Consider the following 12,934-nt stretch of genomic DNA (forward strand, 5'->3'; position numbering starts at 1 on the left):
GATCCACGTGATCCTCGGAATTACTCCAGCATTGGCTGTAGCCTTTTTTGCCCGGGACTTTATCAAAGGCCTCTTCGGGGCTTCAACTGTGCTCTGGGCGCTTGTTGCCGGGGGGATTCTTATGATAGTCGCGGAATGGTGGAACCGGCACAAATCACGGGTCACAGCGCATGAGCTTGATGATTTATCGTATGGCCAGGCGCTGGCAATTGGATTGTATCAGATAATATCTGTACTCTGGCCCGGTTTTTCCCGTTCCGGTTCAACGATTTCAGGCGGTATGCTGAGCGGAGTCAGCTACAAGGCATCAGCCGATTTCTCCTTTCTGATCGCTATTCCCATTATGTGCGCGGCATCAGGTTATGAACTACTGGACTCATACAAATATTTTACCAGCGATACTATTATGGACTTTGCCATCGGCTTCGTGATTTCATTTGTGGTTGCTTATGTAGTGGTCATTTTGTTTATGAGACTGATTCAGAAGATCAGACCAACCCATTTTGCAATCTACCGCTTTATTCTGGCAGCTGTGTTCTGGCTGTTCATTATGCGTTAGATCAAGGACTTGGCTACCGGAAGAACAAAGGAACGGATAGGTTTCTGGACTGATGTTCATGCCGGTTCGCTCAAGGTAACGGTATAGACACAGCGTGTAACTAAAGGCATTGCAACAGAATAGTAATTTACCGTTAAAGGCAGGAGTGAGCCAAGGTGCGTTTAGTATCCGTGAATCGGCTTCAGGCGGGGATGAAGCTGGGGAAAAAAATATATAATGATGAAGGACTGGTTCTGCTCGCTGACGGGATTGAACTAACGGATGCGTTAATTAAGCGGCTGTCTAAAATCGATATCGGCTACATTTACATAGAGGATGCCAACACAGACGATGTTGTTATTACTACAATGCTGCATGATGAAACGCGTAACCAGGCGCTCAAAGTAATCAGGAACCAGTTTCAGCAGATGTCCGGCGCTTCAGGCATTACTAAAGGCTTCTATCATCTTGACAAAAAATTCTCGAGTGTTATGGACTCTATCCTGGATGACATGTCGTCACAGGAAGATCCGATGATCATGCTGGCGGATATGCACACAGCTGACAATTATTTGTATGTGCACTCGCTGAATGTCTGCCTCTATACACTGGTGCTGGGAATTGCCCACGGCTATAGCAAAGAGGAGCTGCGTGTCATCGGTCTGGGATCCCTTCTGCATGATATCGGTAAAACCCAGATTCCGGTCAAAATTGTCCAAAAGCCCGGTATGCTGAGCGATGAGGAGTTTCGCCATATGCAGGCCCATACGGAGATCGGGTACCGGATTCTTAAAGATGAGCCCAATATACCTCTTTTGGCGGCCCATTGCGCATTGCAGCATCATGAACGCATTGACGGCTCCGGTTATCCGCGCGGGCTGACGGGTCCGCAAATTCATGAATACGCAAAATGGCTGGGTGTTGCCGACTCCTACGATGCAATGACCTCAAACCGGATCTACAAAAAAGCGATGCTGCCCCATCAGGCCGTTGAAGCACTGTACGTAGGCTCGGGGACGCTATATGAGCAGAAACAGCTCGAGCTCTTCAGAGACCGTGTTGCAATCTATCCGCTAGGACTTACGGTGAAGCTCAGCACTGGCGAGAGCGGTGTTGTTGTGAAGATTGATCCCAGTACCCCCCACAGGCCGGTGGTTCGTGTATTTACAGGCCCTGAGAATGAGCCGGTAACCCCGTATGAGCTTGATCTGGGTTCCGCGCTGTCCGTAGTCATTGCGGATGTTTCAGATAATGATGAGGCAGTGAAGTCTACCTAATTGAATGGTTGCGGCAGGGACCTTGCATGACACTCCCTGCCTCTAAGCAGCGAGGAGAGAAAACGAGCGACCGCCGGGCTGCGGATGCTTGCTTTTCGTCCCGCTGTTTTTCGTTTAGATTCGCTACTTGTACCGGCGGACAGCCTAAGCATTAGAAAATGCAGTTTTTTTGCCGGTCATGGTATGATAGAGGGTAAGTTACCGTTCTTTTTAATTTATTTTGGGTTAATAATAAGGAATAAGCACTAAAGGAGCAAGAATAAATGAGTATATTAGAGCCATCATCAAGAACAATAAGGGAGCTGTCGCCAAGCTTCGATCCATGGGATCCGATTACTTCACTCCGCAAGCATGGACGGCATGTACTGACCAGTGTGGAGATGACGGTTACCAACCTATGCAATATGCGCTGTGAGCATTGTGCGGTTGGCGACAGCCTGACAATGAAAGAAGGGGAGATGCTGCCGCTGAAGAATATGCTAGACCGCCTGGATGAAGTGGAGCATCTTCAGACGATCAGCATCACTGGCGGTGAGCCCATGTTCCGGGCTTCCACGGTGGAGAATACAATCGTACCTCTGCTGAAATATGCCCGCGAGCGGGGCGTACGGTCGCAGATCAATTCCAATCTCACCATGCCTTATGCCCGGTATGAGCAGCTGCTTCCTTACCTGGATGTAATGCATATCTCATTCAATTATGTGAACGGTGATGATTTCCATGAGGTCGGCTTCGCGAACAGCGGCCATCCAGTCGCCAAGGAAGCGGCTTACCGGCTTTATGACACGATGCTGGAGAATTCACGCCGGCTTAGTGATGACGGTATGCTGATTTCCGCGGAGTCGATGATTAACTACCGCACACACGCCAAACTTCCGCAAATCCATAAACTGATCGGCGATATGGGGGCCAGGCGGCATGAGGTGCATCCGATGTATGCCTCCAGCTTTGCTTCCTCGCTTCCCGTGCTGTCCTTGAAGGAGATGAGCGATGCCATTCATTCCTTGCTGGACGCCCGCGATCCGGAGATGTGGATGCTGTTTGGCACACTTCCATTTTTCGCCTGCAGCGAGCTTGTAGAAGATCAGAATCTGCTGCGCAGAATACGTAAGGAGAAGAATGTGACGCTTCGCAATGATCCGGACGGACGAAACCGGGTGAACGTCAATATGTTTACCGGCGAAGTGTTTGTAACGGATTTTGCCGATATTTCCGCCTTTGGCAACATTGGTGTAAGCAAGCTGGATGATATCTTCGCCGAGTGGCAGGAGAGCCATCCGCTTAATCAGAAGGTGAACTGCTTCTGTGAGGCAGCCAGCTGCTGCGGACCTAATCTTCTGGTGGCCGATATGTATTATCCAAAGGTAGATTTCAAATCAAGAAAAGCGATCACTCTGTAGAAATGAGGCGTTGTTATAGTGCATACGGAATTTGACATAGGAAGATTGCTGCTTAATCTTTTGCTGGTTCTGGTGCTGGTATTATTGAACGGTATATTTGTCGCAGCAGAGTTTTCACTGGTCAAGGTGAGACAGTCCCGTCTGACCCAGCTGGTCAGTGAAGGCAACAAGATGGCCGGGTACGCATTGAAGGTCAACAAAAAGCTGGATAGCTATCTGTCCGCGACCCAGTTCGGAATTACGCTTGCTTCGCTCGGACTTGGCTGGGTTGGGGAGCCGGCGATTTCAGAACTGCTTGTAGAACCGTTGATGTTCCAGCTGGGTGTTACCGATCATACGCTGATTTCCACCGTATCGGTCATTGTGGGCTTTTCTATCATTACCTTCTTACATATTGTGCTGGGTGAACTTGCACCGAAATCCCTGGCAATTCAAAAAACTGAAGGCTCCGCGCTGCTGCTGTCAGCACCGCTCATGTTCTTCTATAACTTGTTCCTGCCGTTCATTTGGGTGCTGAATGCTTCGGCGAATGCCCTTCTGAGGCTGGTAGGGGTAGAACCTGCAAGTGAAGCCGAAGCGGCACACTCGGAAGAGGAAATCCGCATTCTCATGAACCAGAGTGCGAAAAGTGGTGTCATCGACAAAGATGAGATGAAGCTAATGGACAATATTTTTGAGTTCTCTGATTTGCTGGCCCGTGAGGTTATGCTTCCGCGTACCGACATGGATGTACTGTACAGCAATCTTTCGCTCGAGGAAAATATGCGGATTATTACCGAAACGAAACATTCCCGTTATCCGGTTGCCAACGAGGATAAAGACCGGATTATCGGCTTCATCCATATTACCGACCTGCTGTTTGCACCTCCGGAGCAGCAGAATAACCTGGCATCGCTCGTCCGTCCGATACTGAATGTGCCCGAATCGATGGAGATCAGCCATACGCTACGGCTGATGCAGAAGAATAAGTCCCAGCTGACGCTGGTAGTCGATGAATACGGCGGCACCGCCGGACTCTTGACCGCTGAAGAAATCCTCGAAGAAATTGTCGGCGATCTGCATGATGAGTTCGAGGATGAGCGTCCAAGCGTTGAACGCAACGGCGAATATATCTCTGTCGAAGGCCGGATGCTGATCGAAGATGTCAACGATCTGACTGGTGTTATTATTGAAGACGATGAGGTGGATTCTATCGGCGGCTGGCTGTTTAAGGAGCTGGAGGGCAATCCGTCCAAGGGCAAAAAGGTCGTCGTCGGCGATGTTACCTTTGAGGTGGAAGAATCGACCCGGCTGCGGATCACCAGAATCAACATCCACCGCGAGAAGGCGCCGGAATCTGAGGAATCCGGCTCTGATAGTGACGAGGATCTTGAGTAAGCGCAGCATGGATACGCACCGGACAATTTAATAAACCGCACTGCTGCATAAGGCTTTGGGCCAGATGAAGTAGTGCGGTTTTTTTTTTGCAGAGGCGTTCTGTTTCCTCCAGGGAGCGTCATAAATTAGTTACGAAGTGATAAACGTCCATAATAAGTAAATTCATGGAGGAGGGTGTACCTATTGAACTCCCAGGAGCGTGTATGGGCAACGTATAGGGGGCCGTTTGATCCTTGCCCGCCGGTGCCGTTTAAGACGTATGTTGTGCCGCCCAACCAATTTATTAATTTTCAGCCTCCGGGACTGCCGCAGTTTCCGCTATCTGAGGCACTCAAGGCAGGGACTTTATGGCCTGCACTGTTCAGTCCGTATGAATCCAAAGCCGGAAAAGGGAGGGTGTAGGTCATGGAAGAGGCAAAAGCTTGCGAACCCCGTTACTATGAAATGCTGGAGCAGCTGCAGGTGCTGGATTTTGCACTGGTCGAGCTCAATCTGTATCTGGACACCCATCCGGAGGATTTGAAGGCAATTGAACAGTTTAATCAGCTGACCCAGGAGCGTACCAAGCTAGCCAACCAGTTTCAGGAGCTGTACGGCCCTTTGCAGAACTTTGGACGCGCGTATTCCAAATGCCCGTGGGAATGGAACCAGACTCCTTGGCCTTGGCAGGTGTAAATAACCGTTAGGAGGGATGAATTCAGAATGTGGATCTATGAGAAAAAGCTGCAGTATCCGGTACGGGTGGGCAAATGCGATGTAAGAATGGCGCGCTATCTGACAGAGCAGTACGGCGGCGCAGACGGGGAATTGGCGGCGGCGCTGCGCTATATGAACCAGAGATATGCGATTCCCGACAAAGTAATCGGCGTGCTGACAGATATTTCGACTGAAGAATTTGCCCACCTTGAAATGATTGCCACCATGATCTATAAGCTGACGAAAGATGCTTCCGTCCAGGAGCTTGAGGCTGCTGGTCTCGGTCCGAATTATGCACAGCGTGACCATGCACTGTTCTATCAGAACTCGGCAGGCGTACCCTGGACCGCATCTTACATCCAGGCCAAGGGTGATCCGATCGCCGACCTCTATGAAGATATTGCGGCTGAAGAAAAAGCCCGGGCTACATACCAGTGGCTGATCGACATGACCGATGATGTGGATCTGCAGGACAGTCTGAAGTTCCTGCGCGAGCGGGAGATTATTCATGCAATCCGCTTTAAAGAGTCGGTGCAGATTCTGATCGAGGAACAAGGGAAGAAGCGGGTGTTCTAATTTCGTAGAGTGAGGTCAAACTGACTTCTTTATGCGATATCCACTTTCAGTTTCTAGGACATTTTGATTACAGCATATTCAAATTCTGCCCCTACCGTTAGGTGGGGCTATTTGATATTCGCGATGATGTTAGGCGACATAAAGCCTCGGATTTTCCTGGTCGTTTATAGACCCTGGTTTGTCCGAGGCTATTCGATAATTGGATCAGTGGCAGCGAAGCTACTAAAGATTTTCTTTGAAGAAAGCTTTTAGTATTTCAACAGCTTTACTTACGGGCTCTGGCTTATCATACAAATCATAGTGGCTTGCTCCATCAACAATAAATAAATCTTTTTTCTTAGAGGCTGCTCGGCTATATAGATCGTGGCCGTCACGGTATGAACCAAATGCTCCTTGTACGCCACCCACAATAATCTGTAAAGGCTGAGTCAGTAAAATGTCTGCCAAATGAAAGGCATCAAAGGCGATGATGGAGTCTACGCTTGTGAATTTCAATTTGTTCGGAGAGTTAGGGTGCTGGCCTCTTGGTGTTCTGTAGTAATCAACAGCTTCTACAAGGTCAAGCTCAGTCATGCCTGCTGCTTCTCTTTCGGTGTGACTGCCAGGCACCCACTCTGTAATAAGTGGCGCGGCTCCACGTGCTTCGGCAGTGCGTTGCTGAGCAACTTGTTCTAACATTTGGATCGGATCGTATTCACGATATCCACGTCCTATATTCGCGACAGAAACCGCACCAACGGCTTGGATGCGCCGCTCTGTCATTGCAGCATTTACAGCATATCCGCCTCCTGCGCAAACCCCTAATGCGCCAATACGATGTGAGTCTACGCAATCTAGCGTAGTCAGGTAATCCACCGCAGAGCGAACATCTTCAACCCGTGCAGCGGGATATTCGGCGTGACGAGGTTCACCTTCGCTCTCTCCTTGATAAGATGCATCGAATACAATGGTAACATACCCTAGCTCAGCAAGTTTTTTTGCATAAATGCCTGCCGTTTGATCTTTACAGCTGCTGCCCGGATGAACACAGACAATAGCTGGGAGTTGCTTCTTCTCTTCAGCTTGCTCTGGCATATTTAAGATCGCCGCTACTTGCAGTCTATTCGCGGGGAACGATACCTTTTTTTGAATCACTGTCATAATTGTATACCACCCTTGTTATTTTATTACACTAGTGAGTTTTAATCGCTTTGTGTATACTTATGTTATTCTGAATGATCCGTTTATTCAATAACCACATGATGTGATATGAGTGTTATTACACATTCCGTTATATGTGTGTATCAACGAGAGGAGGATTCCAGTGTGGAGAAAGTTGATCGAAGAATTGTGAAGTCCAGGCAGGCCATTCAAACGACCTTTTTGCAAATGTTAGTCAAGGAAGGGTTTGACGAGATTACCGTCAGAAATATTACAGAACAAGCCAATTTGGGTCGAAAGACATTTTACCTTCATTATGTTGATAAGTACGATCTGTTAGATAAGATTGTAGATGACCATATCGCGCAAATGAGAAAGATAAGTGATCAAAAAAAAGATTTGGGGATTTTAGAGGGCTCGATATTGTGGTTCTCGTATGTTGAGCAGCATAAACCGTTTTTCGCTGCTTTATTTAAAAGCAAACATGCTTCAGCATTTCGCAGTAAACTGCTGTTATTTACTACAGGCGAGATTGACAACAAAATTCATGAGGGCTCGCACCCTCTAATTGATAAGACGATTTTTTTGAAGTTTTTGGCAACAGCAACCATGGGTGTATTGGAGTCTTATGTACTGCAGGAAATAGATAGTGATATTGAAGATGTAGCAAAGCAAGTGGTACAGTTATTCGAGAAGCTTATAAACTAAAATGCTTTTCTTTTCATGGTTTTATTGAGTTGGTGTTTCAGAATGTAGGATGATGTATAACCTCTCTGCGCGGAGGAATTTGCCCATCTTGAAATGATTGCCACCATGATCTATAAGCTGACGAAAGATGCCTCCGTCAAGGAGCTTGAGGCTGCTGGTCTCGGTCCGAATTATGCACAGCGTGACCATGCACTGTTCTATCAGAACTCGGCAGGCGTACCCTGGACCGCATCTTACATCCAGCCCAAGGGTGATCCGATCGCCGACCTCTATGGAAATATTGCGGCTGAAGAAAAAGCCCGGGCTACATACCAGTGGCTGATCGACATGACCGATGATGTAGATCTGCAGGATAGTTTGAAGTTCCTGCGCGAGCGGGAGATTATTCATGCAATCCGGTTTAAAGAGTCGGTGCAGATTCTGATCGAGGAACAAGGGAAGAAGCGGGTGTTCTGAGTAACTGCGGCGATGGAGTAATAATTCGGTTTGGGAAGTACGGGCCCAGAAGATAGTTCTGCGGCTCTTTTTTCATGCTCTAAAATTAAAATTCAACAAATAATAAGATACTAAGATTTTTAAAGCTTACATTGCGATGATCTGACGAACATGTTGCCGCGTTATGCTGTAATCACTTGTCCTGAACAAGAACAGACAACGAGGAGCGTGGCGGTTAGTGAGTAATCATCATTCATTAGTAAAGAGAGTATTGAGCGGGATATTAGCAATTGCGGTTCTGATCCCGTTCATTCCACCCTCCCTTTCATCAACCGTTTATGGAGATGCAGCGGAGCCTAGCGGTGTCGTTATGGTAGAAAATTTCGAAAATGTTAGCCTGGCTGACTTAACCTTTGACAGTGCACGCATTTATAGCGGCAGTATGGCGCTTGAAACGAATCCGAAATTCGTCCGGGACGGGGCGAAATCCCTGCGGATTGATTATGATTTTATTGGCGTAACCGATAATCCGTCCCAGGTTGCAGTTGGGCCGGCAACCAAGCTGGCGTTAACAGGCAGAGTCCCCAAAAAAATCGGAATGTGGGTATACGCCAACAACGAAGGTCATGGTCTGACTTCCAAGTTCTACATATCATCCACCGGAAAATCCAAAACGTATGAGATCAGGAGTGAAGAGGTAGGTATTGACTGGAGCGGATGGAAGTATGTTGAAGCTGAAATAGGATCAGATATGGTGGTGCCGGGCACTCTGGCCTTCTACTTCCAGATGAAGGAAAGACAGATCAGCAAGAAAAACAAAGGCTCCATTTGGATTGACGATGTCAGGCTCATTTATGATGAACCGGCAGATGAAGATATGGATGTTCCCGTGTTAAGCCCGGCTTCACCTACTCCCGGTCAAACATTAACTGCCCCTGTTAGTGACATTATTCTGTCAGCGGATGACACGAAGTCGGGCATCGACCCGGACTCGGTCCAAATCACTGTGGATGGACAAGCTGTGTCACCGGAGGCCAGTACCTATAATCCGATCAATAAACAGATAACCTATCATCCGGATGTACCGCTGGGAGGCGGCTATCATCAAGTGCTGGCAGAAGTAAAAGATCTGGCAGGCAATCCGGCAGCAGCAGAGTATACTTTCAATATTGAGCATGGCGCCATGTTTACATTAGCAGCTCCAGCGGAAGCGCTCAGCAACGAGACCTACCGGATGGAGCTCGGGACGAAGGCTGCAAGTGAAGCTAAGAGTGTGCATGCTAAGATCAAGTTCGACCCGGAGACACTGCAGGCAGAGGCTGTTAATGCACGTTACGGTTTAAGCAATGTGCAGACCAGCATCGATAATGCAGGCGGTTATGTTGAGTTTAGTGCAGAGGGACTGCTGGGCGATCCTGCGGAGACTCTGGCAAGCATCGATTTCGAAGTGAATAAATCCGCCAAAATGGAACGCGGTGAGTCGTATAAGCAGATTAGCATGGCTGGGGGCGGGTTCAGTTATGGCAGCGGTCCTGCCGTAAGCTCCGTTGCCTCTCCAATTAAATATACTATTGGTTTCCCGTATTCCTTAACAATCAAGGGATCGGGCCTGCAAACGAAGAACATCATCACCGTTACAACACACGCAGGAGAGCCGGTGGAAGGAGCGGAGATCGATTTTACCGATGCTAGTGGGCCCCAGACTTATGTGACTGTAACAGCGGCGGATTCCAATATTTATACAAGCGCTGACAGCTCGTCCGCAGTGCTTCTGGCAGCAGCGAAGAACAGCCGATTTTTCGCCACACTAGGAAGTGCTTCCGGATTCGTAAAGGTGTATACACCGGATGGAACCAAGACAGGCTACATCCCCTCTGCTGATGTACAGCAGCAGGATCTTAGCGAAGGCTTGGGTTTGACAGATGCCAAAGGCGAAATTCATACGTCGCTGGCTAACCTTGCAATAGGCACCTGGAAAGTGCAGGCAGTCAAGGATGGCGGTACCAGCGAAAGTGTCAGCATGAACGTTGTGTCACAGCTTGGCGGAGACGATCCGAAATATGTGCAAACCTTTGTTACTGAGGATATGCGTACGATGATGAGTGTAGGGTGGCAGACGGCACCCGGAGTTGAGCAAACTTCTATTCAATATGTGAAGGACAGCGATTTGATTAACACTGACTTGACTAATGCAGCAGAAAAAGCAGTAGAGCAGCCTGCGCTCACTGAGGTAGAGGTTATACGTGAGGTATCAGGCGGGCCTCTGGGTGAAATTAAATTCCATAAATCCTTGGTTACCGGCCTCGAGTCAGGGACGAAATATCATTACAGAGTTGGCTATGAAGGACACTGGAGTACATGGTATGAGTACAAGACACAAGAAGCGGTGCCAGATCAGCCCGTCTCTTTTGTTTTCGTAACCGATTCGCATACCAAAGGGGATAACGGGCTTGAAATCTATCAGCAGTTAATCAGCGATGCACTGACCCATTATCCGGACACCCAGTTCATTATGCATGGCGGCGATATGGTTGATGATGGCGGAATCCTAAATGAGTGGAACCAGTTCTGGGAAGCTTCATCGATTTACGCTTCTGCTATTCCTTCAGCCTACGCAATGGGGAATCATGATGTTAAAGGTGAAGGTAAAGAGATATTCGCCAAGGGATTGGATCTTCCGAATAATGGGCCGGAGGTTCAGGAGGAGTATGCCTATTCGTTCGATTCAGGCGAGGTTCATTTCATTGTGCTGAATTCCGAAGCAGATGAAGTAACCATGTCTAAGCAGGCAGCCTGGCTTCGTGAGGACATTCAGAAAAGTAATAAAAAATGGAAGATTGTTATGTTTCATAAGCCTGCCTATCATACCGAAGATGGACGCGGAAATGTGATTGAATATACACAAACTTATTTTGCCCCTATCCTGGAGGAATTGAAAGTAGACCTGGTGCTGGAAGGCCACGACCATGTGTACGCACGCACTTATCCGATGAACGAAGGGAAGCCGATGGTGAACGGAGAGCGGGGGACTGTCTATCTGGACGGAGGAGCATCCGGCTGGAAGTTCTACGATGGAAGCAAATATGAGTACCTGAATTTCATGTTTGATGACGACGTTCCGGTATACTCTGCCATTCAGGTTAGTCATGATAAAATTATTATTCAGGCCCGTACTACAGAAAGCGGAGAATTGATCGACAACTACACGATTGAGAAAAAGACAGAGCTGACTATGACTTCTGTGGCCGCATCAATTGCTGAACTGACGTTGGACGTTGGTGAAAAGCGTGCGACTGTCCTTACCGCAACTTATAGCGATAACTCTACTGCTGATGTGACGAATCAGGCGACCTGGACTTCTTCTAATGAGAGTGTAGCAGCAGTAGATGTCAGTGGAATCATTCACGCTATTGGAACTGGCCAGGCTACAGTCCAGGCAATTTACGGGAATATGCCTCCAGTGAATATCTCAGTAACCGTTCAGGCAAAAGATACGGCTCCTGTTCTGCTTAAGCTGACAGCCGATCCAGGCACTCACTCATTACAAGTGGGTCAGACAGCTTCGTCTGTTATAACGGCAGTTTACGACGATGCAGTGAATACAGTTGTAACCGATCATGTCATTTGGACGTCCTCGAACCCTGCTATTGCTAAGGTATCGGAGGCGGGTACGATCACGGCAGTTGCGGCAGGCAAAGGGGTAACGATCACGGCATCGTTTGGCGGCAGGTCAATTTCGATTCCAATTACAGTTACAGGGATTCCAATTCCGACCTTAGTTGATCTGGCCGTATCACCTGCTGCGCTTTTCTTGAAAACAGGGCAAAATCAATCGTTGTCGGTGACAGCGAAGTATTCGGATCTTTCGGTTGCCAATAAGACCTTGGATGCGAATTATGTTTCAAATGCTCCTTCTGTTGCCACTGTGAGTGAGACAGGAGTAGTGACAGCGGCTGGCGTAGGGGCGGCCACGATTGTAATATCTTACGGGGAAATCAAGAAAGAGATTTCGGTTTCGGTAACGGCGGCCAATGGCAACAACGAAGGAGGTGCAACACCAACACCAACACCAACACCGGCACCGGCAGCAACGCCGACACCGACACCAGCATCGACAGCAACTCCAGGTGTTACTTCAAAGCCTGAGAAGCCGACAGCAGCGAAACCTGTGTTTAACGAAAGAGTAGACCTTGATAAGGTTAAGGCTATCCTCGCGAAAGAGAAAACAAATTCTGTAGTTACATTCCCAGATGTACCTGCAGATCTGTGGAGTGCCTCGTTTGTTAAACGCGCAGCCCAGATGGGAATCGTAACTGGCTATATGGATGGTTCATACCGTCCTGATGCTAAAGTAACCCGCGCTGAATTTGCAATAATGCTTGTCAAAGCTTTTGGTCTGACAGCTTCGGGTGGTACCGGATTCTCCGATACGAAGGGACATTGGGCTTCGGAGGCCATTGTTGCGCTTCAAGACAATGGTGTGATTACGGGCTACGCCGATGGTTCATTCTATCCTAAGCAGGAGATCACACGTGCGGAGATCGTGACTATGCTGTCCCGCCTTACGAACTATGTTGCCAGCACATCGACGGCATTTTCTGATGTCTCTACGAACTGGGCAGCAGAGCAAATCAATGCCTTCGCGGATGCAGGTATCATATCAGGTAAAGGCAACGGAACGTTCAAACCAAACGAATCGGCTTCCCGTGCCGAATCAGTAGCAATAATCATCCGTCTCTTGGATAAGCTCCTACTTCCTTAATGCCCTCCTCTGCTGCTGAAAAACA

General features: G+C 48.3%; 10 protein-coding genes and 1 pseudogene. 10 read left to right on the forward strand and 1 reads right to left on the reverse strand.

The genetic code is table 11. The features are described 5' to 3' along the window. The 7 genes from AQR02_RS05825 to AQR02_RS05855 form a co-directional block, all read left to right on the forward strand. Positions 1-559, forward strand: a 559-nt coding sequence (locus AQR02_RS05825) for an undecaprenyl-diphosphate phosphatase (protein WP_082451668.1), incomplete at its 5' end; no start/stop codon positions are given. A 155-nt stretch (positions 560-714) separates the two neighbouring features. After that, the gene (locus tag AQR02_RS05830) at positions 715-1,815 is read left to right on the forward strand and encodes an HD-GYP domain-containing protein (RefSeq protein WP_054939770.1); all 1,101 of its coding nucleotides are present in this window, start codon (positions 715-717) and stop codon (positions 1,813-1,815) included. Positions 1,816-2,078: 263 nt separating this feature from the next. Next, on the forward strand, positions 2,079-3,215 hold the full coding sequence (gene yfkAB / locus AQR02_RS05835) for a radical SAM/CxCxxxxC motif protein YfkAB (protein ID WP_054939771.1): 1,137 nt from the start codon (positions 2,079-2,081) through the stop codon (positions 3,213-3,215). Positions 3,216-3,233: 18 nt separating this feature from the next. Next, the gene (locus tag AQR02_RS05840) at positions 3,234-4,592 is read left to right on the forward strand and encodes a hemolysin family protein (RefSeq protein ID WP_054939772.1); all 1,359 of its coding nucleotides are present in this window, start codon (positions 3,234-3,236) and stop codon (positions 4,590-4,592) included. A gap of 183 nt (positions 4,593-4,775) precedes the next feature. Beyond that, on the forward strand, positions 4,776-4,994 hold the full coding sequence (locus tag AQR02_RS05845) for a spore coat associated protein CotJA (protein WP_054939773.1): 219 nt from the start codon (positions 4,776-4,778) through the stop codon (positions 4,992-4,994). Positions 4,995-4,997: 3 nt separating this feature from the next. After that, the gene (locus tag AQR02_RS05850; protein ID WP_054939774.1) at positions 4,998-5,267 is read left to right on the forward strand and encodes a spore coat protein CotJB; all 270 of its coding nucleotides are present in this window, start codon (positions 4,998-5,000) and stop codon (positions 5,265-5,267) included. 27 nt (positions 5,268-5,294) lie between these two features. After that, positions 5,295-5,864 carry a manganese catalase family protein gene (locus AQR02_RS05855; protein WP_054939775.1) on the forward strand — a complete coding sequence of 190 codons (570 nt, stop codon included), beginning with the start codon at positions 5,295-5,297 and terminating at the stop codon, positions 5,862-5,864. Positions 5,865-6,086: 222 nt separating this feature from the next. On the opposite strand, the gene AQR02_RS05860 is transcribed toward AQR02_RS05855, so the two are convergent. Beyond that, positions 6,087-7,004, reverse strand: a complete 918-nt coding sequence (locus AQR02_RS05860; protein ID WP_054939776.1) for an alpha/beta hydrolase — start codon at positions 7,002-7,004, stop codon at positions 6,087-6,089. 165 nt (positions 7,005-7,169) lie between these two features. Here AQR02_RS05860 and AQR02_RS05865 point away from each other — a divergent pair, with 165 nt between their 5' ends. The 3 genes and pseudogenes from AQR02_RS05865 (at position 7,170) to AQR02_RS05875 (ending at position 12,909) form a co-directional block, all read left to right on the forward strand. Further along, complete coding sequence (locus AQR02_RS05865) at positions 7,170-7,712, forward strand: TetR/AcrR family transcriptional regulator (protein WP_054939777.1); 543 nt, start codon at positions 7,170-7,172, stop codon at positions 7,710-7,712. A gap of 72 nt (positions 7,713-7,784) precedes the next feature. Continuing rightward, positions 7,785-8,168 (forward strand): annotated as a pseudogene (locus tag AQR02_RS05870) (manganese catalase family protein); the annotation flags it as partial. A gap of 217 nt (positions 8,169-8,385) precedes the next feature. Beyond that, a complete protein-coding gene (locus tag AQR02_RS05875) occupies positions 8,386-12,909 on the forward strand; it encodes an S-layer homology domain-containing protein (RefSeq protein WP_148449066.1) in 4,524 nt (1,507 codons plus the stop codon). Positions 12,910-12,934: the final 25 nt, after the last annotated feature.

Origin of the sequence: Paenibacillus ihuae (assembly GCF_001368795.1) — a bacterium.
GTDB lineage: Bacteria > Bacillota > Bacilli > Paenibacillales > Paenibacillaceae > Paenibacillus_AQ > Paenibacillus_AQ ihuae.

Bases quoted from the DNA above. Each gene is read 5' to 3' on its own strand.
- yfkAB (WP_054939771.1), top strand. From the start codon at position 2,079: ATGAGTATATTAGAGCCATCATCAAGAACAATAAGGGAGCTGTCGCCA.
- AQR02_RS05850 (WP_054939774.1), top strand. From the start codon at position 4,998: ATGGAAGAGGCAAAAGCTTGCGAACCCCGTTACTATGAAATGCTGGAG.
- AQR02_RS05855 (WP_054939775.1), top strand. From the start codon at position 5,295: ATGTGGATCTATGAGAAAAAGCTGCAGTATCCGGTACGGGTGGGCAAA.
- AQR02_RS05860 (WP_054939776.1), bottom strand. From the start codon at position 7,004: ATGACAGTGATTCAAAAAAAGGTATCGTTCCCCGCGAATAGACTGCAA.